Source organism: Mycolicibacterium novocastrense, from assembly GCF_001570485.1.
Classification (GTDB): domain Bacteria; phylum Actinomycetota; class Actinomycetes; order Mycobacteriales; family Mycobacteriaceae; genus Mycobacterium; species Mycobacterium novocastrense.
Genome location: NZ_BCTA01000017.1, coordinates 52,971 through 74,554 on the forward strand (window position 1 = coordinate 52,971; position 21,584 = coordinate 74,554).

22 protein-coding genes, 1 pseudogene and 2 riboswitches are annotated in these 21,584 nt (G+C 67.2%); of the genes and pseudogenes, 9 read left to right on the forward strand and 14 right to left on the reverse strand.

Going from position 1 to position 21,584, the window contains the following annotated elements:
* Nucleotides 1-35 precede the first annotated feature (35 nt).
* Complete coding sequence (locus RMCN_RS05125) at nucleotides 36-284, forward strand: hypothetical protein (RefSeq protein ID WP_064416562.1); 249 nt, start codon at nucleotides 36-38, stop codon at nucleotides 282-284.
* Between the two features lie 153 nt (nucleotides 285-437).
* On the opposite strand, the gene RMCN_RS05130 is transcribed toward RMCN_RS05125, so the two are convergent.
* Nucleotides 438-1,727, reverse strand: coding sequence for a L,D-transpeptidase (locus RMCN_RS05130; RefSeq protein WP_067387686.1), 1,290 nt, complete (start codon nucleotides 1,725-1,727; stop codon nucleotides 438-440).
* A 15-nt stretch (nucleotides 1,728-1,742) separates the two neighbouring features.
* Entirely contained in the window at nucleotides 1,743-2,798 is a 1,056-nt protein-coding gene (locus RMCN_RS05135) for a UDP-N-acetylmuramate dehydrogenase (protein ID WP_067387687.1), read from the reverse strand.
* 26 nt (nucleotides 2,799-2,824) lie between these two features.
* Here RMCN_RS05135 and RMCN_RS05140 point away from each other — a divergent pair, with 26 nt between their 5' ends.
* Both RMCN_RS05140 and RMCN_RS05145 read left to right on the forward strand, forming a co-directional pair.
* Nucleotides 2,825-3,331 (forward strand): DUF2505 domain-containing protein, encoded by a 507-nt coding sequence (locus RMCN_RS05140; protein ID WP_067387688.1) that lies wholly within the window; start codon nucleotides 2,825-2,827, stop codon nucleotides 3,329-3,331.
* A gap of 72 nt (nucleotides 3,332-3,403) precedes the next feature.
* Nucleotides 3,404-4,186, forward strand: coding sequence for a hypothetical protein (locus tag RMCN_RS05145; RefSeq protein WP_064351288.1), 783 nt, complete (start codon nucleotides 3,404-3,406; stop codon nucleotides 4,184-4,186).
* Nucleotides 4,187-4,192: 6 nt separating this feature from the next.
* Here the strand turns inward: RMCN_RS05145 and RMCN_RS05150 are convergent, their stop codons facing one another.
* Nucleotides 4,193-5,731, reverse strand: a complete 1,539-nt coding sequence (locus tag RMCN_RS05150; RefSeq protein ID WP_067387689.1) for a high affinity choline transporter 1 — start codon at nucleotides 5,729-5,731, stop codon at nucleotides 4,193-4,195.
* 23 nt (nucleotides 5,732-5,754) lie between these two features.
* A riboswitch (guanidine-I (ykkC/yxkD leader) is annotated at nucleotides 5,755-5,856 on the reverse strand.
* Between the two features lie 117 nt (nucleotides 5,857-5,973).
* Nucleotides 5,974-6,037, forward strand: a riboswitch (guanidine-III (ykkC-III) riboswitch).
* Between the two features lie 10 nt (nucleotides 6,038-6,047).
* Between RMCN_RS05150 and RMCN_RS05155 the strand changes: the two genes are divergently transcribed.
* The 3 genes from RMCN_RS05155 (at nucleotide 6,048) to RMCN_RS05165 (ending at nucleotide 9,025) form a co-directional block, all read left to right on the forward strand.
* The gene (locus tag RMCN_RS05155) at nucleotides 6,048-7,190 is read left to right on the forward strand and encodes an agmatinase family protein (protein ID WP_067387690.1); all 1,143 of its coding nucleotides are present in this window, start codon (nucleotides 6,048-6,050) and stop codon (nucleotides 7,188-7,190) included.
* Between the two features lie 96 nt (nucleotides 7,191-7,286).
* Entirely contained in the window at nucleotides 7,287-8,102 is an 816-nt protein-coding gene (locus tag RMCN_RS05160) for a carbon-nitrogen hydrolase family protein (protein WP_067387691.1), read from the forward strand.
* Nucleotides 8,099-9,025 carry an LmeA family phospholipid-binding protein gene (locus tag RMCN_RS05165; protein ID WP_067387692.1) on the forward strand — a complete coding sequence of 309 codons (927 nt, stop codon included), beginning with the start codon at nucleotides 8,099-8,101 and terminating at the stop codon, nucleotides 9,023-9,025. Before RMCN_RS05160 ends, RMCN_RS05165 begins: the two co-directional genes overlap by 4 nt.
* 3 nt (nucleotides 9,026-9,028) lie before the next feature.
* On the opposite strand, the gene RMCN_RS05170 is transcribed toward RMCN_RS05165, so the two are convergent.
* The 9 genes from RMCN_RS05170 to RMCN_RS05210 form a co-directional block, all read right to left on the reverse strand.
* Complete coding sequence (locus RMCN_RS05170; RefSeq protein WP_234787575.1) at nucleotides 9,029-10,480, reverse strand: zinc ribbon domain-containing protein; 1,452 nt, start codon at nucleotides 10,478-10,480, stop codon at nucleotides 9,029-9,031.
* Nucleotides 10,481-10,545: 65 nt separating this feature from the next.
* Nucleotides 10,546-12,174, reverse strand: a complete 1,629-nt coding sequence (locus tag RMCN_RS05175) for a S53 family peptidase (protein WP_064416540.1) — start codon at nucleotides 12,172-12,174, stop codon at nucleotides 10,546-10,548.
* The gene (locus tag RMCN_RS05180) at nucleotides 12,116-12,412 is read right to left on the reverse strand and encodes a hypothetical protein (protein ID WP_409366032.1); all 297 of its coding nucleotides are present in this window, start codon (nucleotides 12,410-12,412) and stop codon (nucleotides 12,116-12,118) included. The genes RMCN_RS05175 and RMCN_RS05180 overlap by 59 nt, the downstream gene beginning before the upstream one ends.
* Before the next feature lie 101 nt (nucleotides 12,413-12,513).
* Nucleotides 12,514-13,206 (reverse strand): deoxyribose-phosphate aldolase, encoded by a 693-nt coding sequence (gene deoC, locus RMCN_RS05185; protein WP_067387693.1) that lies wholly within the window; start codon nucleotides 13,204-13,206, stop codon nucleotides 12,514-12,516.
* Complete coding sequence (locus RMCN_RS05190; RefSeq protein ID WP_409366033.1) at nucleotides 13,206-13,640, reverse strand: DUF2599 domain-containing protein; 435 nt, start codon at nucleotides 13,638-13,640, stop codon at nucleotides 13,206-13,208. The genes deoC and RMCN_RS05190 overlap by 1 nt, the downstream gene beginning before the upstream one ends.
* On the reverse strand, nucleotides 13,640-13,924 hold the full coding sequence (locus RMCN_RS05195; protein WP_064351279.1) for a DUF2516 family protein: 285 nt from the start codon (nucleotides 13,922-13,924) through the stop codon (nucleotides 13,640-13,642). Before RMCN_RS05195 ends, RMCN_RS05190 begins: the two co-directional genes overlap by 1 nt.
* Nucleotides 13,925-13,990: 66 nt before the next feature.
* Nucleotides 13,991-14,623 (reverse strand): heparin-binding hemagglutinin, encoded by a 633-nt coding sequence (locus RMCN_RS05200; protein ID WP_067387694.1) that lies wholly within the window; start codon nucleotides 14,621-14,623, stop codon nucleotides 13,991-13,993.
* Nucleotides 14,624-14,680: 57 nt separating this feature from the next.
* On the reverse strand, nucleotides 14,681-15,109 hold the full coding sequence (locus tag RMCN_RS05205) for a helix-turn-helix domain-containing protein (protein ID WP_064416536.1): 429 nt from the start codon (nucleotides 15,107-15,109) through the stop codon (nucleotides 14,681-14,683).
* Nucleotides 15,110-15,198: 89 nt separating this feature from the next.
* Nucleotides 15,199-16,539, reverse strand: coding sequence for a DUF445 domain-containing protein (locus RMCN_RS05210; RefSeq protein ID WP_067387695.1), 1,341 nt, complete (start codon nucleotides 16,537-16,539; stop codon nucleotides 15,199-15,201).
* Nucleotides 16,540-16,642: 103 nt separating this feature from the next.
* Between RMCN_RS05210 and RMCN_RS05215 the strand changes: the two genes are divergently transcribed.
* The 3 genes from RMCN_RS05215 (at nucleotide 16,643) to RMCN_RS05225 (ending at nucleotide 19,136) form a co-directional block, all read left to right on the forward strand.
* On the forward strand, nucleotides 16,643-17,350 hold the full coding sequence (locus RMCN_RS05215) for a TetR/AcrR family transcriptional regulator (protein ID WP_067387696.1): 708 nt from the start codon (nucleotides 16,643-16,645) through the stop codon (nucleotides 17,348-17,350).
* The gene (locus RMCN_RS05220) at nucleotides 17,347-18,201 is read left to right on the forward strand and encodes a polyphosphate kinase 2 family protein (protein ID WP_067387697.1); all 855 of its coding nucleotides are present in this window, start codon (nucleotides 17,347-17,349) and stop codon (nucleotides 18,199-18,201) included. The genes RMCN_RS05215 and RMCN_RS05220 overlap by 4 nt, the downstream gene beginning before the upstream one ends.
* 95 nt (nucleotides 18,202-18,296) lie before the next feature.
* Entirely contained in the window at nucleotides 18,297-19,136 is an 840-nt protein-coding gene (locus tag RMCN_RS05225) for an endonuclease domain-containing protein (RefSeq protein ID WP_067387698.1), read from the forward strand.
* Nucleotides 19,137-19,153: 17 nt separating this feature from the next.
* Here the strand turns inward: RMCN_RS05225 and RMCN_RS05230 are convergent.
* Nucleotides 19,154-20,029: pseudogene (locus RMCN_RS05230) on the reverse strand (3-hydroxybutyryl-CoA dehydrogenase); the annotation flags it as partial.
* 82 nt (nucleotides 20,030-20,111) lie between these two features.
* Nucleotides 20,112-21,398: an isocitrate lyase gene (gene aceA, locus RMCN_RS05235; RefSeq protein WP_064416531.1), complete on the reverse strand. Its 1,287-nt coding sequence runs from the start codon at nucleotides 21,396-21,398 to the stop codon at nucleotides 20,112-20,114.
* Between the last annotated feature and the right edge of the window lie 186 nt (nucleotides 21,399-21,584).

The following is a 21,584-nucleotide window of genomic DNA, read 5'->3' on the forward strand; positions in this document are numbered from 1 at the left end:
TCGACAAATCAATTCAACTGAACAGGGTGGATCACATGAAGAAGGCAATCGGGGCAGCTGCACTGGCATTCGCGGGCTTGATGGGCGCAACGGGAACGGCCCATGCCACTGATTACCTGGAGACCGACGCCAACGGAAACCCGTGGTTCTGGCCCACCGAGGCCGAATGTCAGTCGGACGCTCCCATCGTCTGGAACGATCCCAACTTCGACCGGGCCTACCCGTATTGGTTCTGCGCCCCGGGCGACGGCGGCTGGTACCTGTTCAGCACCGACGCTCGGTAGGCAGGTCGGCCGCCGGGCGTGCGATCAGGTCAGCGGGGCCAGCGGATCACGGTTCAACCGAAAGTCGCGTCCTGGCCGTCGCCCAGTGTGGGCTCGTGTCACGCCGCGCGCCCGCGAAGCGTGCGGGTAACCCACGTTCGGCCAACAATGTGATCAGCGGCCGGGACGGCCGTTCACCGCCTCCGGTGCACCCGACGGTGTTGCCGGCGCGGTGCTCGGCATATCGGGCGCCTCCTCGTCCGACAGCGCCGACATCGCCTTCCACTCCTCCCACGGCACGGCCCAGTCCCAGATGTCGCCGTCGGCGTAGGACAGCTGGATACGCGTGCCGGTGACCTCGACGGGATCTCCGTACATCACGCTGTTGTAGTACTGCTCGGCATCGGCCGGTGACAAGTTGATGCAGCCGTTGGTGACGTTGCTGCTGCCCTGTGCGCCCGCACTCGCGGGGTTGGCGTGGATGAACTCGCCGTTGTTGGAGATGCGCACCGCGTGGCGCATGTGCACGTTGGCGTAGCCCGCGGCCGGGTTGGTCATGTAGAAGTCCGCGTACTTCTCGGTGACAACGTGGATGCCGCTGCGGGTGACGTTGCGGTCCAGGTCGCCTTCGCCGTAGCTGCAGGGGAAGTCCATGATCACCGCGCCCGCCCCGTCGAGCACCTGGATTCGGTGCGACGGTGCGTCGGCCTTGACCACCTGACGGCGCCCGATCTCAATGTGCAGCGAGATGTCCTGCGCGCCATAGGCCCCGTCGCCGAACGGCACGCCGTAGAGCTTCGCGTCGACGTTCACCTTGGTGCCGGCCGGGTAGTACTCGCGGGTGCGGTAGTGCACACGGGATCCGCCGACCTCGTCGGGTAGCCACGCCCAGCTGCCCTCGACCGGCGGATCGGTGGTGACCTCGAGCGCCTTTTCGACCGAGGCCTTATCGCTGATCGGCCCGTCGAACTGGATGATGATCGGCGCCGCGACCCCGACGACCTGGCCGTCGGCGAGTTGGAAGCGGCCGCTCACCTGGGTGCTGGGATTGATCGTGGAGAAGGAGCCCTCGATGGGCACCGCCTTGCCGTCGCGGCCGACGGCCGAGCCCTTCCAGGTGTACTCCACGCCGTAGCCGAGCGGTTCGGTGATCGTGAACTCGGTGCGGTCGCGGTTGAGGGCGCCGGCGACGGCCCTTCCGTCCGCGTTCGTCAGCGAGACCCGCTGGAACCAGCCGTCCGTGACCTGGACACCGACGCGCCCGGTCGGCGATACGTCGGTCGCGGCGTTTGCGGGCTCGAAATTCAGCGAGGGGGCTGCGGGCGCGTCATCGCCCTGCGGCGCCGACCCGTCGTTCTTGGTGCTGCAGGCGGCCAGCACGCCCGGCGCGACAACACCGACCGCGAACGCGGCCAAGGCGCGCCGCCGGTTGAACCCCGGCGGTAGGGGTTCTGCAGTACTCACGTGAATCGAGCGTACCTACAGCGAGCACCCGATCAGGACAGGCTCGGCTGTGAGCTCGATCCCGAATTTCGTTCGGACGCCGTCGCGTACCGCCCTGGCCAGCGCGATCACCTCGGCGGTGGTGGCGCTGCCGCGGTTGGTCAGCGCCAGCGCATGCTTGGTCGACAGCCGGGCGGCGGCGCCGTCGCCGGGATATCCCTTACCGAACCCGGCCTGCTCGACCAGCCAGCCCGCGGCGAGTTTGACCCCGTCGGGGGCCGGATAGTTGGGCACCGGTACGTCGACCGAGGCGCGGACCCGCTCGAACTCCGCGGCCGTGACGACGGGATTGGTGAAGAACGAGCCCACGCTCCAGGTGTCGTGATCATCCGCGACGAGCACCATGCCCTTACTCGACCGCAAGGCCAGCACCGCCTCGCGAACCTCGAGCGGATCGGCGCGCGTGCCCTGCTCGGCGCCCAGCGCGGCAGCCAGTTCCCGGTAGCGCAGCGGCGCGCTGCGGCCGGCCGGATTCAACGCGAACTCCACCTCGAGCACGATCGCGTCGTGCGCGTGTTTGAGCACACTGGTGCGGTAGCCGAACCGCAGTGCCTCCGGCTCGACCCAGCGGTCGTCGCCGGTACGCCGGTCCAGCAGCCGCACCCGCCGGATGGTGTCGGCCACCTCGGCGCCGTACGCTCCGACGTTCTGCACCGGTGTGGCTCCGGCCGATCCCGGTATCCCCGAGAGGCACTCCAGACCACCCAAACCGTGGGCCAGCGAGGTGACCACGACGTCGTCCCAGACCGCACCGGCCTCGGCGCGCAGCACCTCGCCGTCGACGGTGATCTCGGTGTTGGCCAGATGGATCACCGACAGGTCGGTCAGCTCGTCGGACAACACCACGTTGGAGCCGCCCGCCAGAACCAGCGCGTCGTCACCGGGGCCGAGCGCGCGGACCACGTCGATGACCTTCTGCGTGGTGTCGCAGGTGATCAGCCGCCGCGCGACGGGTCCGATCCGCAGCGTGGTCAGGGGCGCAAGCGGCACCCGCTCCTCGACGGAGGCACCCCCTAGCTGCGAACCGACCACGGGCGGTAACGGTAGCCTGACCAGCTATGCCGCGCTCATTCGACATGGCCGCCGAATACGGGGGGACCGTCGAGCAGGTCCACCGGGCGTTCGGCGACGAGCGTTATTGGCTCGCGCGGCTGACGGATTCCGGCGCCGACATGTACTCGCTGGACTCGATGGTCCTCGACGACAGGGGCGGTATCGACGTCGTCACGACGCAGACGTTGCGCGCCGACCGGCTGCCTGGTGTGGTGACCCAGTTCCACCGCGGGGACCTGAGCTTCGTGCGCGAGGAGACGTGGAGCCCGGTGTTCGACGGAAAGGCCACCGCGACGGTCAAGGGGTCGATCCCCGGTGCGCCGGCGAACTTGACGGGCACGGCGGTGCTGGCCCCCGCGGGCGGCGGGTCGCGGCTGCAGTTCACCGTCGAGGTGGAGGTGCGGGTTCCGTTGGTGGGCGGCAAGATCGAGAACTTCATCGGCGGTCAGCTTGTCGACCTGCTGATCGCCGAACAGCACTTCACGACGCTGTGGATCGCCGAAAACGCTTGAGGCGTAACGTCAGGTGGCGGTGCCGCCGAGCGCGGTGACGCAGAACCGCCGGCGGACCATAGACTCGGAACCATGAGCGGGCCCATCGGTCAGCTGACACGGGGTACCACCGGCTACAACCGGTTGCGCCGCAGTGACCGCTGGCTCGTGCACGCGCCGCGCGTCCGGGCCGCGCTGGCCGCTGCCGAGGATCCGCTGGTCATTGATCTCGGTTACGGCGCCTTGCCGGTGACGACGCTCGAGCTCGCCGCACGGCTGCGGGTGGTGCGCAACGACATTCGCGTCGTGGGCCTGGAGATCGATCCCGACCGCGTGCAGACGGCGCAGGCGGCGGAGTCCCGGGTGGTGCAGTTCGGCCTCGGCGGTTTCGAATTGGCGGGGCTGCGGCCCGTCCTGGTGCGGGCGTTCAACGTGTTGCGGCAGTACCCGGTCGAAGCGGTGCACGAGGCGTGGTCGACGATGCAGCGACAGCTCGCGACCGGTGGCCTGATCGTCGACGGCACCTGCGACGAACTCGGCCGCCGAGCCTGTTGGATTCTGCTGGACGAGAACGGTCCGGTGAGCCTGACGCTGGCGTGCGACCCGTTCGCGATCGAACGGCCGTCCGATCTGGCCGAGCGGCTGCCGAAGGCACTGATCCACCACAACGTCGACGGTCAACCCGTGCACGCATTGCTGAGCGCCGCCGACCGCGCGTGGGCCAGCGTTGCGGGGCACGGGGTGTTCGGCCCGCGGGTGCGGTGGCGCGCGATGCTGGAACTGTTGCACGACAGCGGTTTTCCTGTCGTACCCGCGCGCCGGCGGATGCGCGACGGGGTGTTGACCGTACCCTGGCCGACCGTCGCACCGACCTGAGCCCGGCTACGCCGGTCCGGGCTTTCCTGCCAGCACCGGTACGCCGTGCTCGATCTCTTCTGCGGTCGCATCGAGCGCGTCGTCGACGTCCTTGGCCAACTGGATGTCCAGCCCCCGCAGATGCGCCGGTCGGGTCATCAGCGACACGGCGAGGTAGGTGACGATTGCCGCGGCGAACGCGATGAACGTCGGCCAACCGTCGAAACTTGCCGGCACGAGGTCGTTTCGGACGTACAGGATGGTGTTGTCGACGCCGTAGATCGTCGGCGTCAGCATGAACAGGACGAGACGGACAACCAATCCCACACCCATCGCGGCGATCGCCGCGGCGGTGGTGCCTCGCCGCCACACCAGCCCGAGGATGAAGGGCACGACCAAACAGGCCAGCAGCAGGTCGAACGCGAGGGTCAGCAGGATGCCCGTCTGTTTGACGTAGATCGCGAACGCGATCGAGAACACCGTCATCGGGACCATCGCGATACGGGTCGCACGCAGCAGCGGGTCGCGCTGGCCGGGCACGTGGACACGCCGGATACCGCCGAGGTTGCGAACGCAGACATTCGAGATCGCCAGGATCGCCCCGTTGGCGGTGCTCATCGACGCGCCGACCAGCCCGCACAACACGATCACGGTGAGCACCGTCGGAGCGTATTCGCCGAGAAGCACGAAAAGTGGTGGGCCGTCGATGTCTTCGGGCAGGAAGGTCTTGGCGGCCAACACCACCAGGCCGAACGGTACACAGATCGCGACCGTGCCGGTGGCCGCGACGAAGCACGCGCGGCGCGCGCTCGTGGGCGACTTGGCGGCGAACACCCGCTGCATGAAGTCGATCGCGACGATGTCGCCGATGCCGAGCGCGAGCAACGTGGCCCAGTTGATCACCGCGCCCTGGTCCGGGTCCGACAACTGCCCGAGGGCCAGCGGCCCGGTGCCGTCGGCGATTTCGAGGGTGTGCGTGTAAGCCATCCACACCAGCATCCCGATCGCACCGATCAGGATCAGCGACATCTGGATGATCGCGGTGTAGGCGTCGGCGATCAGGCCACCGGTGCCGGTGTAGGCCACCGCAATTCCCGCAATGAGCACGACACCCAGCCAGTACGGCATGCCCAGGAAGTAGTTGAACAGGAAGCCACCCGCGACCAGGTTGCCCGCCACCAGCATGCAGAATCCGACCGCCAGCAGCGCGGAGGCGCCGACCTCCACCGACCGGCCGAATCTCAGGCGGTAGTAATCGGGAAACGACGTCAACCCCATGCGGTTCATCGGTTTGGCGAAGAACACGCCCGTGATGGTCAGGCACAGTGCCAGGCCGAGCGGCAGGCTCGCACCCGCCCAGAAGCCGAACTCGTAGGCGAGGTCGGTGTTGCCCAGCGTGGCGTTGGTGTCGACGGCCGAGCCCATCAACGCCCCGCCGATCAGCCAGTAGGGCAACATTCGGCCGCCGACAAGGAAATTCGAGCTGTCGCCTTCGATGCGTTTGGACACGTAGAAACCGACGGCCACGACGACGACGATGCTGACCGCCACACCGAGAAGAATCATCTGGAGCTCCTATGCGCGATGGAGTCTCCCGGGCTTTTCTCCCGCCGTGGAACGGACGCCGCAGTCCGCCTGCACCTCTCGGACCAGACCCGCATGACTGCGGCGGAACCCTAGGCGCGCCTCACAGTCACCTGTGAGTCGTCGACCAGATAAACGTCGCGGCGTTACGGCCGACCGCGTCCGGTGTTAACGCTTTGTTTCGATTCGAGTAGCGCGTGGACCATTTCGGATCAACAATGCCCGCAGGAGCCGTGTCGGCTCCCCGGACGAGTGTGCCGTACCCGGTCAGCGACAAGACGGCACATCAGGAGCACCCGTGACCGAAAGCAACCAACCCCTCAACGCCGAGGGCGCCTGGGCTCAGCAGGCCGAGGCCCGCTTGTCCGACCGCCGCGAACGCGAGGAGATCGAACGCAGCCTGACGTTCGGGCTGGAGGCTGCCCCGACGATCAACGACCGTCGCATCTCGACGTTCGTCCGCGGCGAGTTGCCGCACTTCGCCGGCGAGCGCGGCACCTTCCTCAAGTGTCCGTTCGTCGAGGACGTGAACCAGGTCGACGACGCGGAGGTCGCGATCTTCGGCGTGCCCCTCGACGCCGGCGCCACGTACCGTCCCGGAACGCGCTTCGGCCCGCAGGGAATTCGGCGCTCCACCAACCTCTTCGGCACCTATAACTACGAGTCCGGCGTCGATCTGCGCGAGCAGCTCAACATGGTCGACATCGGCGACGTGTTCACGATTCCCGGAAATCTGGAGAAGTCCTTCGACCAGATCAGCCAGGCCATGGCGCATGTGGTGAGCAAGGGCGTGATGCCCGTCGTGCTGGGCGGCGACCATTCGATCGGTTTCCCCACCATCCGCGGGATGGCCCCGTACCTGGACGGCAACGTCGGGATCATCCATTTCGACCGCCACGTCGACACCCAGGAGACCGACCTCGACGAGCGCATGCACACCACGCCGTGGTTCCACGCGACCAACATCAAGAACGCGCCCGCCACCAACCTGGTGCAGATCGGTATCGGCGGGTGGCAGGCACCGCGGGCGGGGGTCAAGGTCGGGCGTGAGCGGCAGTCGACGGTGATCACGGTCGGCGACGTCGAGCGGGTCGGTGTCGAGAAGATCGCCGAGATGGCGCTGGAGATCGCGTGGAAGGACGCCAAGGCGGTGTACCTGTCCTTCGACATCGATGTGATCGACGCCGGGTTCGTTCCGGGCACCGGCTGGCCCGAGCCCGGCGGACTGTTGCCGCGCGAGGCGCTGAACCTCGTCAAGATGGTGTCCGAGCCGGGGCTGGCCGGTATCGAGGTGGTCGAATGCTCACCGCCGTACGACTGGGCCGAGCAGACCGCGTTGTTGAGTTCGCGGGTGATTCTCGACAGCCTCGCCGCGCAGGTGCGCTCCGGCAAGCTGGGCAACAAGGCCGCAGCGCTGCCCCGCCCGGCCTGGGGGCCATAGCCGCCTTTGAGCTCGCCGAGACTGCGCTATTTGACGAGATTCGCCCTGTTTCCGTCAGAAACCGTAGTTTCGGCGAAGCGCCGTAGGCTGGGGCCCATGCGGATTGCCCTCGCGCAGATCCTCAGCGGCACCGACCCGTCGGCGAACCTCGCGGTCGTGGCGGACTACACCCGCCGCGCCGCCGACGCCGGCGCCCGGATGGTGCTGTTCCCCGAGGCCACGATGTGCCGGTTCGGGGTGCCGCTGGCCCCGGTCGCCGAACCGCTCGACGGGCCGTGGGCCTCGGGCGTGCGGGCCATCGCCGAGCGGGCGGGCATCGTCGTCGTCGCGGGCATGTTCGTGCCTTCGGGCGACGGGCGGGTTCTCAACACGCTGATCGCCGCCGGCGACGGTGTTGACGCGCACTACGAGAAGATCCACCTCTACGACGCGTTCGGGTTCCAGGAGTCCAAGACGGTCGCGCCCGGCCGGGAGCCGGTCCTGATCGAGGTCGACGGTGTGAGTGTCGGGCTGACGCTGTGCTACGACGTCCGCTTTCCGGAGCTCTACGTCGAGCTGGCGGAACGGGGTGCGCAGCTGATCACCGTGCACGCGTCGTGGGGCAGCGGGCCGGGCAAGCTCGACCAGTGGACGTTGCTGGCGAGGGCCCGCGCGATCGACACGACCGGCTTCGTCGCCGCCGTCGACCAGGGCTGTCCGGAACCCGACATCGCGGCGCTCGGTCCGACCGGCGTGGGAAGCAGCCTGGTCGCGTCCCCGACCGGTGACGTGCTGGTCAGTGCGGGCGACGACCCGCAGTTGCTGGTGACGGACATCGACCTGGAGGACGGGCGCAAGGTGCGCGAGACGGTCGCGGTGTTGCGCAACCGCGCGGACTTTGCTCGTCGCGGTAAGGCAGAATCGCGCTCGTGACTGACCCGTGGGCCCGCCCGAACCAGCCGTCGCCGCCGCAGGGCCAGGTCCCCTCGCCACAGCAGGACCAGGCTCCGCCACCGCAGGGCTCGCCGCCGCAGGGCCCGCCGCCGCAGGGGCCGCCGCCCGGACCCCATGGAGCCAATGAACCGGGCCGAAGCGAGCCACCGCCCTCGGAGTCCAAGCTCAGGAGCCTGCTGCGCGATCCGCTGTCGATCGTGCTGGTGGTCGTCATCGTGGTGGCCCTGGTGCTGGCCGGCGTGCTCGCCGGCGAACTGTACGCACGTAAGCGCGCGAACGACGTCGTCGCAGGTGTCACGTCATGCGTGGTCGAAGACGAGGCGAGCGCATCGTTCGGCGTCATGCCGCCGTTCCTGATCCAGCACATGTCCGGCCACTACACGAACATCCACATCGAGACCGCAGGCAATCAGATCCGCGACGCCAAGGGTATGAAGGTCGAGTTGACCATCGAGGACGTCCGCCTCGAGGACACGGCCACCTCGGGCGGAACGATCGGTTCACTGGTCGCCGACATCAACTGGTCGTCGGAGGGCATTCGGCAGACCATCTCCGATTCGATCCCGCTCATCGGCGCGTTCGTCAGCGGTGTCACGACCAACCCGTCCGACGACACGATCGAGTTGGAAGGCGGGCTCGGCTCGATCAGGGCCCGGCCGGCGGTCGTCGACGGCGGGATCTCGCTACAGGTGATCGAACTGACCGGTCTGGGTTTCACGCTGCCCCGCGAAGCCGTGCAGCCGGCGTTGGACGCGTTCACTTCCGAGCTGACGAAGAACTACCCGATGAACATCAAGGCCGATTCGGTGGAGGTCACCGATGAGGGTGTGGTGAGCCGGTTCTCGACGCGTAACGCCGATATCCCGAAGGGTCAGCAGGATCCCTGCTTCGCCGAGCTGTGACCGTCAGTCGGTGACACCGGTCCAGCGGAAACTGTTGACGTACTTGCCCATATCGATCGCCAGCTGCAAGTTGGCACCCGACGGATGGCCCGTGCCGAAGTCGGGTGTGAATTCGCGGTAGGGGCCGATCGCCGAGGCCACCAGGGCGACATCGTTTTTGACGGCGACCATCACGATCAGCCGGAGCCGGGTGAAGCTGCCGCTGGCGTCCTGGGGATAGTCATCGGCGACGACGCCGTAGCCGGGTTCATAGCCGACCATCGCGTTGGGGATCTCGTATTCGGTTGCGGCGTCCGGGTAGTACTCGTTGATCAGGTCCTCGGCGACCTGCTTGGCGGTCCGGTTTGCGGCGGGCAGACCGAACAGCTCGAGCATGCCGGTGTCCCCGCCGGTGAACTCCAGCTCGACCCCATCGGGGAGCAGCGTAGCCTCGTACGCGCTACCGGGTCCCGGGTATTGGACGGAGAACGACCCGTCTGCGGCATAGAACCGCGGGTTGGATTCGATGGGCTCGCCGATCGGAGGCCGCCCACAATCGGGCGGGCACACGATCTTCGCGACGTCGGGGGTGGTGAGCACGGCCGTCACCGCACCGGCCGTGACCGCGATGGCCGCGCCCACACCCAGCGTCACGAGGACCCGCGCGCGGCCGGCCTCCCCCTCGGGGTTCGGCTCCTCTGGCAATGGGCCCGCGGCACGCTGCCCACCGCGCAGCGCAGCCAGTGCGACCACGGCGATGGCGGCATGCACGATCAGATGCACGATGTGCGGCGCCGGGGTGTACTCGGTGACACCCATGATCGTGTAAAGCACCAGCGTCACAATCACACTCGCGACGATCATCCTCCGACGCCCCGCCCACAGCGCGAGGCCCACGAGCCCGCCGAGCGTCAGCGCGGTCAACGGCAGGGTCAACCCCTGAATACCGGCCTGCACCAGAAGCGCGCTGACCCACAGGTCTTCGGCCCTGAAACCGGTCGCGAACTGCGGAACCAATCTGGTTGACGTCGCTGCCGACGTGAAGACGACGGCGCTCAACGCCCCGACCGCGTAACCGTCGAACGGCAGACGAGTCACCCCGCGGCGCAACCGCAGCACCGCCGCCGGAATCAGCATCGCGATCGCACCACCGACCGGTATCGCAATGCCTGTCAACAGCTTTTCGCGATCCAGCTCGCCGCCGCTGAGTGCGACATCGTGGGACTCGGCGACGATGCTGCCGGTCGCCAACGCCCACCCGACACCGAGCACCGCGGCCAGCGCAGCGGTCTGAATCAGCTGCCGTGCCGGTAGGTCGTGACCTGCCTGACGCAGATAGCCGATGAACACCAGCGCCACACCGACCGCTCCGATCGCGATCAGCGGCGCCTGCCAACGCAGTAGCGCGAACCCGACGAGCATCGTCGCCAGTGCTGCCAGCGCGAGCCCGAACGTCGCCCTCGAACGATCCGACACATGCGGAAACAACAAGCTCGTCAGGGGATCTCGCCACCGACGTCGGCGGCGCGGTGACGCTTCGGTCAACGCGACGTCTTCTGCAGGTCGAGGATGTTGCGCGCGAGGTTCTCGGTGTTCGGGCTGCCGAGGCCCGTCACCAAGTCGTACCCCGGCGACGCCAGATCGACGGCGTTGCCGCCCTTGGTCACATCACGGAAGCCGGGCAGACGCGACCCGGAGGCCACTTGGTAGAGCACGGGATTGAGGTTCCCGACCTGTCGCCCACCGTTGGCCAACAGGTACTGGTTCATCAGCACGGTGAGGGCCGCCCAGATCGGGGCCGATTGCGACGTGCCGCCGCCGACGACCTCGCGCTGGCCGAAGATGAACCGCACACCGGTGAAGGGATCGGCGACCGCGGAGACGTCGGGGAGCAGACGGCGGCGCTCGGTGTCACGCTCGACGTCCAATTTCTGCTGCCACGCCGGCCGGGCGAACAACTTCGCCACCCCGCCGCTACTGCCCTGCGACAGTGGGGAATCCACCCACGCGTGTTCGGCCAGCCACTGCCCGCGCGTACCTGTCGACAGCGTCGTGCCTCCGACCGACGTCATCGTGGGAAGCGAGGCGACCGCGTCGACACCGATGTCGTCCGGTCCCGGCGGAGCCGACCAGCGGTCGCCGCCTTTGCACTCCAGACCGGCGGAGTCCCCGCTGGCGTCGAACGCCGTGGTGCCGCGCCGCTGAGCGGCCATCAGGGCCGCCTCGACCGGAGCCAGATCGGCCGCGGTGACGAACGCCTCGCATCCCCATCCGATCGACAGGCTCCACACGGCCCCGGGGTAGTCACGGTCGACCTGTTCGAACAGTCGTCCGAGCTTCTCGTAGGTGCCGTCACCCTCGACCGTCGGCCTGGCGTTGACCACCACAAGCCGCGCATCGGGCGCAATCGCGTGCGCCACTTGCAGATCCATCGCCGTCTCACCGTGCACCTCGGACGGTTTGCCGCCCACGATCTCGGGTGTGAACCGCGGTAACCCGGATGTGTCGGCGAACAGGTCGAGGTCCTCCTGTTCGACGCTGTCGAACGCGAAGATGACAATCGTTGCGCCCTCACCGGTGAAACCGGCGTCGGCCAACGGCGTGGCGTTGTACGCCGACAACAATCCGTCGGGTGTCAGCCCGCCCTTGGGCACGTCGAGGGGAACGATGTCGGGCCGCTTCATGCGGTACGGGGTGTAGCTCATCACCCGTCCGACCGCGGTGACGTCGTCGCGCAGTGCCGCCGGTATCGCCGGCTGTTCGGGCGAGGCGTAGAACTCCTCGCCTTTCGGAGTCCGGTAGTCGCGCACCGGAATCCCGAACGCCCGCGCGAGATCCCCGGCCGCCCCCTCGACGATCGCCCATCCGTCACCGGGCCGCCAGCGCACCCAGAGGTCGCGGGCGTCCGCCCAGCCCATCAAGGCGGCCGGGCGTTCCGGTGCGCCGAGCGTGACGGTGACTTGCGCGTCCGCCGAACGTGACGGGCCCAGGTCTGTCGAACTCGCCAACAATGCCGCATAGGCGCCGGTGATCACCGCCGGGGTGCGCGATGCACACGCACCCGACGCCGCGATCAGCAGCGCGGCGGTGAGGACGGCCGCGACCCCGGGCCTACTGGCCGTAAGGACCGCGGTGCCGACCGGGCGTCGGACCGGGAGCAGGCGGCGCATGAACGGTGGGCGAGAACGGGTTCGGCTCATTGGGATCGATGCGCGGCGCCTTCTCCGTCGGCGTGGCGGGAGGAGGCGGCGCCGTAGTGGTGGTGGTCGTTGTCGTCGTCGTTGTCGACGTCTCGGGTGCCTGTCCCTCTTCGCTGGAGCAGCCGGCGGTGAATGCACCCATCGCCAGCACCGCGGTCACCCCCGCTCCGGCCAGCGTTCGACGTAGCAAACCGCTTTGAGTCATCATGATCAGATCCTATCCACGGTTTCCCGTGTGCGCAGATGGCGATGGTTCCAGCCGTCGGGGGCGGACGTCACTATACGGCAAATATCGGTTAGCGGCGTAAATTACTGTCGGCGGTCGGCTTTCGGGAAGCCCTCGAGTACCGCCCGCGTTCCCGACAGTCCCAGTCGGGTGGCACCGGCGTTGAGCATCGCGATCGCGTCGTCGGCGGTCCGGATACCGCCACTGGCCTTGACCTGTGGCCCCACCGTCGCCATCAATTCCACTGCGCGCACCGACGCCCCGCCTGCGGGATGAAATCCCGTGGAGGTCTTGATGAAATCGGCGCCCGCGTCCGCCGCGGCCCGGCAGGTGCCGAGCAAGGTCTGCTCGTCACCGAGCAGTAGAAGCGCGGCGGACTCGACGATCACTTTCAGCGTTGCGCGGGCACCGATCTCGGCACGCACCGCCTCGACATCGGCGCGCACCGCCGCGAGGTCGCCGTGCAGCGCCGCCCCCACATCGATCACCATGTCGATCTCGCCGGCGCCGTCTTCGACCGCGAGCCGCGCCTCGGAGGCTTTGATCACCGAAAGATGCTTACCCGAGGGGAATCCGACCACCGCACACACCACCTGCGACGGTGAACCGGACCGTCTGGCGACCGAAACCATCGACGGCGACACGCAGACCGCGTAAACCCCGAGCGCCGCAGCCTCCTCGGCGACCGCCGCGACGTCGGCCTCGGTCGCCTCGGGCTTGAGCAGTGTGTGATCGACCAGTCCGGCGACCTCGTCGCGTCGGTAGCTGCGAGTCATCAGAACGGCTCTTCGGTACCGCCGGGGTTGCAGCCGGTCTCCACCATCTCCTCGTAGGAGACCTCGGGACGCCACGGCTCGAGATTCCAACTGACCTTGCCGGGTTGGTAGTACTCGGCGAATTCCCAGTGACAGACGAATTGCGGCTTCATGCCCGGGATGTCCGCATCGGGCGCGAGCGTCAACACCTCGGCCCAGGCCGCCTCGCCCTGAGCGGGGGCGGACAGCCCGGAGGCCTGCCGTCCGGCCGCGGTCGGATACACCCGCAGACTCGACAGGTCGCCCCACTTGGCCCATTCGACGTGATCGACGAGCGGCGGGGCAGGAATGGTCGGGTTGGCAGGCGGCGCCGGATTCGCCGACGCCACGGGACCGGCCAGCGCGGGCACGATGAGGCCGGCCGCCATGATGACGACCGCGACGAGGCGATGCACTACCGGGACTTCCCCTGGACCTCGAGCAGCTTGGGTCGGACGTCGACCAGGTAGACGCCGGCCGCGACGGCTGCGATGGCGGGCCCCAGCACGGAACCGAGGACCAGCGCCAGCAGCCCGGCGACCCCGAGGATGACCAACCAGACCGGCTTGGTCAGTTTGTCGGCGGCCGGATAAGCGTCCGGCCGTTGCATCGCCGCATGAACGAACGCGTACACCGTCGTCGCGAGCACGGCGATCTGCAAAAAGAAGAGGACGTAACCCACCAAGCCTTGGAGCTGCACGCTTCAAGACTAAGCGGGTTACGTCCCCTCGGTCGACTTTGGGCCTTCAGACCCGCTGTCGAGTCCTTACTTCTGGGTGACCTTCTTGGCCGCAGCCTTCTTGGCGGGGGCCTTCTTGGCCGGGGTCTTCTTCGCCGGGGTCTTGGCCGGAGCCTTCTTGGCGGTGTTCTTGACCGGCGCGGCACCCTTTTCTGCCTTCTTCGGCAGCTCGACGCCGACCAGCTTGGCGGCACGCTCACCCACGGCGCGGGTCTGCGCGGCCACGTTGCCCAGCGCCTCCTGGGTCAGCTCGACGGCCTGGTCGGTGTAGCCCTCGACGCGGCCGGCGGCCTCGCTGAAGCCGGACTGGCTGCGCAGGCGCTCGAGTGCGGCCTCGCCGCGCTCGACGAGCTTGTTGTAGGTGGTCTGCGCCGCCTCGGCGTAGGTCTCGGCGAACTTGCGCAGCTCGTCGGAGCTCAGACGGTCGCGCAGCTCACCGAACTGCGTCGGCAGGTCCTCCTGCAACCGGTCGATCCGGGCGCGGGTCTCCTCGACGCGGCTACGCGAGTCGGTGCGGGCGTCGTCGGCGCGCTCACGAAGGGCGGCGACGATCTCGTTGACCCGCTCGAGCGCGAGGTCGGCGGCACCGACGGCGGCGAGCAACGGCGCCTTGAGGTCGTCGGGGGTGGGCTGGTTCTTGGCGGGGGTGTTCTTGGCCATGGTGTTCCTTTCTCAAAGTTTGTCGTTGGCTTGCGTTCTGTTCAGAAGGTGGAGTCTCTATTCAGTCGACGACTCCTGTTCTGTGTCGCTACCTGCTTCGTCAACTTCGGCCTCGTTCTGCTGACAGAACGAGGTGTAGATGTCGAGCAGCACCTGCTTCTGCCGCTCGGTGATCGCCGTGTCGTTGACGATGGCGTCGCGCACCTCGCTCTTTTCGCTGGGCTCGAGAATCCCGGCCCGCACGTAGAGCACCTCCGCCGACAAGCGCAACGCCTTGGCGATCTGGTTGAGCACGTCGGCGGAGGGTTTGCGCAATCCCCGCTCGATCTGGCTGAGGTAGGGATTGCTGACGCCGGCCTTCTCGGCCAACTGTCGTACGGATACCTGGGCGGCCTCGCGCTGCGTCCGGATGAAGGTGCCGATGTCCTGGGCGGCGGTCTGCGCAGCGTTGGACACGACGACGGCAAGATTGTCATCCTGCGACATACGAAGCCCTCCACGCGTCGGGTATCCAATAAGCGACAGCCCTACCGTACGACGGAGTGCTAACTTTTGCAAGCACTCGTTAGCGCAGGTCAGAATATAAGTTGGGCTACGGAATAGATGACCAGGCCCGCCAGCGCGCCGACCACGGTTCCGTTGATCCGGATGAATTGCAGATCGCGTCCGACGTGGAGTTCGATGCGGCGGCTGGCCTCGTCGGCGTCCCACCGCTCGATGGTTTCGGTGATGATCGCGGTGATCTCCACCCCGTACTGGGCGACCAGGTGCTGGGCCGCCCGGATGATCCAGTTGTCCACCTTGTCGCGCAGGTCGGCGTCGTCGCGCAACGACTCCCCGATGAGCATCACGGAGTCCGCGATCCGCGTGCGCAGCGTCGATGAGGGGTCGTCGATCGACTCGAACAGGATGCGCTTGGCCGCCGTCCAGGCCGTCTCCGCCGCGCGGGTGACTTCGTCGCGGGCCATGACCTGTTCCTTGACGTTCTCGGCGCGATCGATGGTCGCCTGATCGTGCTGGAGGTCGTCGGCGAACTCGAACAGGAACCGGGTCGCCGACCGCCGCAGTTCGTGGTCCGGGTTGCGGCGCACCTTGTCGGTGAAGTCCATCAACTCGCGATGGATGCGGTCGCCGACGAGGTGGTCCACCCAGCGGGGGGACCAGGTGGGCGAATCGCGTTCGATCACCCGGTCGATCACGGGCCCGGCGTTCAGCGACCACTGGAAGGCGCGGTCGGCCAGCAATTGCAACAGGGCCTCCTGCCGGTGTTCGGCCAGCAGCGTGGCCAGCACGCGACCGATCGGCGGACCCCACTGCGGTTCGGCGATGCGCTTGACGATCATCCGGTCGAGCACCTGCTGCACATCCTCGTCGCGCAGCATCTCCACGAGAACCCGCAGCACCGTGGCGGTCTCGGCGGCAACGCGTTCGGCGTGCGAGCGTTCGGAGAGCCACTTTCCCAGCCGCCCGGCCACCTCGGCGTTGCGCAGCTTGGCCGACACGACTTCGGGAGACAGGAAGTTCTCGCGGACGAAGGTGCCGAGGCCCTCGCCGAGTTGGTCCTTCTTGCGCTTGATGATCGCGGTGTGCGGGATCGGGATGCCGAGCGGGTGTTTGAACAGCGCGGTGACCGCGAACCAGTCCGCGAGCGCGCCGACCATGCCGGCCTCGGCGGCAGCGCGCACATAGCCCACCCAGGCCGGCGCATCACCGGTGGACTGGACCCATGTGCAGACCAGGAAGACGACCGAGGCGCCGATGAGGAAGCTCAGCGCGACGACCTTCATGCGCCGCAGCGAGCGGCGGCGCTCCGCATCGCCGACGGAATCCGCCCCGGCCAGGGACTCGGCGAAGCTTCTCCGCGGAGCGGATGTCGCCGCCGGGGCGCCTCGTCCGGCGCTCGGTCTGTGTGCCACTCCACCATCATCCGCTACGACGTGCGGCACCTCGGTCCGACAACCCGCGGTGTCAAGATCAGCCGTACTATCAAGGGGAACTACGGAACGGATCACGGGGATAGTGGCACAACAGTCCGAAGCGATCGCGGTCAAAACAGACGGCCGCAAGCGGCGTTGGCACAAGCACAAGGTGGAGCGCCGCAACGAGCTGGTGGATGGCACCCTGGAGGCGATCCGCCGCCTCGGTAGCGGCGTCAGCATGGACGAGATCGCGGCCGAGATCGGCGTCTCCAAGACCGTGTTGTATCGCTACTTCGTCGACAAGAACGACCTTACGACCGCGGTGATGATGCGGTTCGCGCAAACCACGCTGATCCCCAACATGGCCGCGGCGCTGTCGTCGAACCTGGACGGCTACGAGCTGACCCGCGAAGTCATCCGGGTCTACGTCGAGACGGTGGCTGCCGAACCCGAGCCCTATCAGTTTGTGATGGCCAACAACTCGGCGAGCAGGAGCCGCGCGGTCGCAACGTCCGAGCAGATCATCGCCCGCATGCTGGCGGTGATGCTGCGACGCCGGATGCAGGAGGCCGGTATGGACACCGGCGGTGTCGAGCCGTGGGCTTACCACACCGTCGGCGGTGTCCAGCTGGCCACGCACTCGTGGATGTCGAATCGGCGCATGAGCTCCGACGAGCTGATCGACTACCTGACCATGCTGTCGTGGAATGCGTTGTGCGGCATCGTCGAAGTGGGCGGCTCACTCGAGGCGTTCCGTAGCCGGCCACACCCGTCGCCGGTGCTGCCGCCGACGCAAGACGACCAGTGAGCTCGGAGCCGGCCACCTCAGCCATCGCCAATGCGGTGCGGTATCGGCACGGCGACAAGGTGGCCGATCTGAACACTTCTGCGACACCGGGTTTCGACGGCTCCAAGGCTGACGCGGCACCGGTGCAAGCGGCCCGCAGCAGCCGCCTCGCCGAACTGCAGGAGATGCTCTACGCCAGTTCCAAGGGCCGTGACGACGCCCGCTCGGTCCTGCTGGTGCTACAGGGCATGGATGCCGCGGGCAAGGGTGGGATCGTCAAACATGTTGTCGGCGCCGTCAATCCGATGGGCGTGCGCTACACCGCGTTCGGCAAGCCGACCCCGGAGGAATTGGCGCACCACTTCCTGTGGCGGATCAGGCGCGCATTGCCGCCGCCGGGACACATCGGCGTCTTCGACCGGTCGCATTATGAGGATGTGCTGATCGTTCGAGTGCACAACCTGGTGCCGCCGGAGGTGTGGGGGGCGCGCTACGACGAGATCAACACCTTCGAGCGCGAACTCGTCGATGGGGGAACGACTCTGGTGAAGGTCGCGATGTTCATCTCGCTCGAGGAGCAGAAAAAGCAGCTACTGGAACGGCTCGACGACCCCACGAAATACTGGAAGTACAACCCGGGCGACATCGACGAGCGGCTCGAGTGGCCCCGGTATCAGGAGGCCTACCAGGCGGTCCTGGACCGCACGTCGACGGACTACGCGCCCTGGCATGTGGTGCCCTGCGATCGGCGATGGTACGGACGGCTCGCTGTCACCGAACTGCTGATCGGGGCGCTCGAGGGTCTCGACTTGTCGTATCCGCCTGCCGATTTCGACGTCGACGCCGAGCGCAAGCGGCTCCTCTCGTCTTAGCGCCGAGACTGCGGTTTCTGACGAATTTCGGCCGATTCCTGTCATAAACCGCAGTCTCGTGGAACCGTTTGGGGGCTTGCCGCATCTAACGGGATATGGACCGTCTCATCGTGGGCAGCGACGCACTCGCAGCCGGCATCGTGACACGTCACGACCTGCGCACCAAATACTTCAAGGTGCACCACAACGTATACGCGCCGACGGGAATGGAACTCGACGCGAGAGACCGCGCCGTCGCAGCTTGGCTCTGGTCTCGCGGACAAGCGACACTATTCGGCCATTCGGCCGCGGCGATGTTCGGAACTCGCTGGCTACCGACCGACAGACCGGCGGAACTGGCACGTATACGGCATCGATCTCCGCGCGGAATCGTCATCTACAGTGGGACGCTCGCCGATGACGAGGTCTGCCTGCGAGGTGGTTTCGACTGTACGACACCCGCTCGCACGGCTTATGACCTAGGCCGGCGCGTGCCGGGGGATCTGGGGATCATGCGAATCGACGCCCTGCTCAACGCGACCGGGTGCACCATCGCCGAAGTGCAGGGCATCGCGAACCGCTATCCCGGAGCACGGGGCATCCGTGAACTGCGCGCGACGTTGGATCTCGTCGATGGCGGCGCGGAATCGCCGAGAGAGACCGAGCTTCGCCTGCTGCTCGTCGGTGCCGGGTTGCCTCGCCCGGCCACGCAGATTCGCGTTGGCAATCGCCGAATCGATATGGGCTGGCGCCATCCGAAAGTGGGCGTCGAGTACGACGGGGTGCAGCATTGGACGAGTCCCGACGTTCACGCCGGAGACATCGAACGGCTGGAGTTCTTGGCCGCGCAAGGCTGGCTGATCGTGCGGGTCAGCGCGCGTCACCTACGGTGTCGACGAGGAGAGATAGTGCGCCGGGTATGCGAGGCGCTCAGGAGCCACGGCTGCCCCGTTTGATGGGTGTGCGCTCGGCGCTAGTAGCTGTAGAAGCCCTGGCCTGACTTCTTGCCGAGCTGACCCGCCTCGACCATCCGCAGCAGCAGCGGCGGCGGCGCGTAGTGCGGATCCTTGAGTTCGTCGAACATCGAGTCGGCGATCAGCTTCATGGTGTCCAGGCCGATCAGATCCGAAAGCCGCAGCGGCCCCATCGGATGCGAGAGCCCGGCCACGATCGCCTTGTCGACGTCCTCGACGGTGGCCACGCCCGCCTCCACCATCCGGATCGCCGAGAGCAGGTAGGGCACCAGCAGCGCATTGACGACGAACCCGGAGCGGTCGCTGCACCGCACCACCTGCTTGCCGAGCACCTCGCCGGCGAACTGTTCGGTCCGTGCGAGCGCCTCCTCCGAGGTCACCAGCGTGTTGACGAGTTCGACCAGCGGCAGCACGGGCACCGGGTTGAAGAAGTGCAGGCCCAGTACCCGGCTCGGATTCTTCGTTGCCGCAGCGATTTTCATGATCGGGATGCTCGACGTGTTGGACGCGAGGACCGCATCGGGGTCGGTGATGATCTCGTCGAGCTGTGCGAAGATCTTGCCCTTGACCGTCTCGTCTTCGACGACGGCCTCGATCACGAGCTGACGGTCGGCCAGGTCGGCCATGGTGGTGGTGTAGGACAACCGCGCCAAGGTGGCGTCGCGGTCACTCTCGGAGAGCTTGCCCTTGTCGGCCGCCCGCTCCAACGATCCGGTGATCCGCTTGCGCCCCGCCTCGACGAGTTCCTCGGACGGCTCGTAGACGACGACGTTGGCGCCGGCTTTCGCGGCGACCTCCGCGATACCGCTGCCCATCTGCCCGGCGCCGACCACGCCGACTCGCTCAATGCTCACTTGTGTCCTCTCCACAACATCAGGCCCCGCCCAATATAAGGACGGGGCCTGATGACAAGCCGTTGGGCCTCGTGAGCCTACTGGGCTTGGTCTGGTGCGGCGATCAGTGGAACTGACCCTCTTCGGTCGAACCCTTCAGCGCGGTGGTCGAGCTGTTCGGGTCCACCGTCGTGGCGATCCGGTCGAAGTAGCCGGCGCCGACCTCACGCTGATGCTTGGTCGCCGTGTAACCGCGCTCCTCGGCGGCGAACTCGCGCTCCTGCAACTCGACGTAGGCCGACATCTGGTTGCGGGCGTAGCCGTAAGCCAGGTCGAACATCGAGTAGTTCAGCGCGTGGAAGCCGGCCAGGGTGATGAACTGGAACTTGAAGCCCATCGCGCCCAGCTCCTTCTGGAACTTCGCGATCGTCGCGTCGTCGAGGTGCTTTTTCCAGTTGAACGACGGCGAGCAGTTGTAGGCCAGCATCTGGTCCGGGAACTCGGCCTGCACGCCCTCGGCGAACTTCTTGGCCAGCTCGAGATCGGGGGTGCCGGTCTCCATCCAGATCAGGTCGGCGTACGGCGCGTACGCCTTGGCGCGCGCGATGCACGGCTCGATGCCGTTCTTCACGCGGTAGAAGCCTTCCTTGGTCCGCTCACCGGTGATGAACGGCTGGTCGCGCTCGTCGACGTCGGAGGTGATCAAGGTCGCCGCCTCGGCGTCGGTGCGGGCGATCACCACGGTCGGCACATCGGCGACGTCGGCGGCCAGGCGCGCCGAGGTCAGGGTGCGGATGTGCTGCTGGGTCGGGATCAGCACCTTGCCACCGAGGTGGCCGCACTTCTTCTCCGACGCCAGCTGATCCTCCCAGTGCGAACCCGCGACACCGGCGGCGATCATCGCCTTCTGCAGCTCGTAGACGTTGAGCGCACCGCCGAAGCCGGCCTCACCGTCGGCGACGATCGGCACCAGCCAGTTCTCCACCGAGGTGTCGCCCTCGACCTTGGCGATCTCGTCGGCGCGCAGCAGCGCGTTGTTGATGCGCCGCACCACCTGCGGCACCGAGTTGGCCGGGTACAGGCTCTGGTCGGGGTAGGTGTGGCCGGACAGGTTCGCGTCACCGGCGACCTGCCAGCCGGACAGGTAGATGGCCTTCAGCCCGGCGCGAACCTGCTGGACGGCCATGTTGCCGGTCAGCGCGCCGAGCGCGTTGACGAACTCCATGTCATGCAGCTGGTTCCACAGGATCTCCGCCCCGCGCTTGGCCAGCGTGGACTCCTCGACGACGGTGCCCTGCAGCGCGACGACGTCGGCTGCGGAGTAGTCGCGGGTCACGTTCTTCCAGCGGGGATTGGTGTCCCAGTCGCGCTGGATTTCTTCGGCGCTCTTCGGCTTGCCCACGGTTGACATGGCGCTCCTTCGATCTGTTCACTATCGCTGCGGCGCGGCCGGCATACCCGGCTTGTTAACGCCCAAACGGTTTGGCGGTTTGGCTACTACGAGAATGCCTCAGTCCATTAGCGCAGGTCCAGCCGTTTCGAGTGCCAACTTTCGCCAACTCACCCCCGGACTTTGCAAATTTTGCGAAGAATGGCG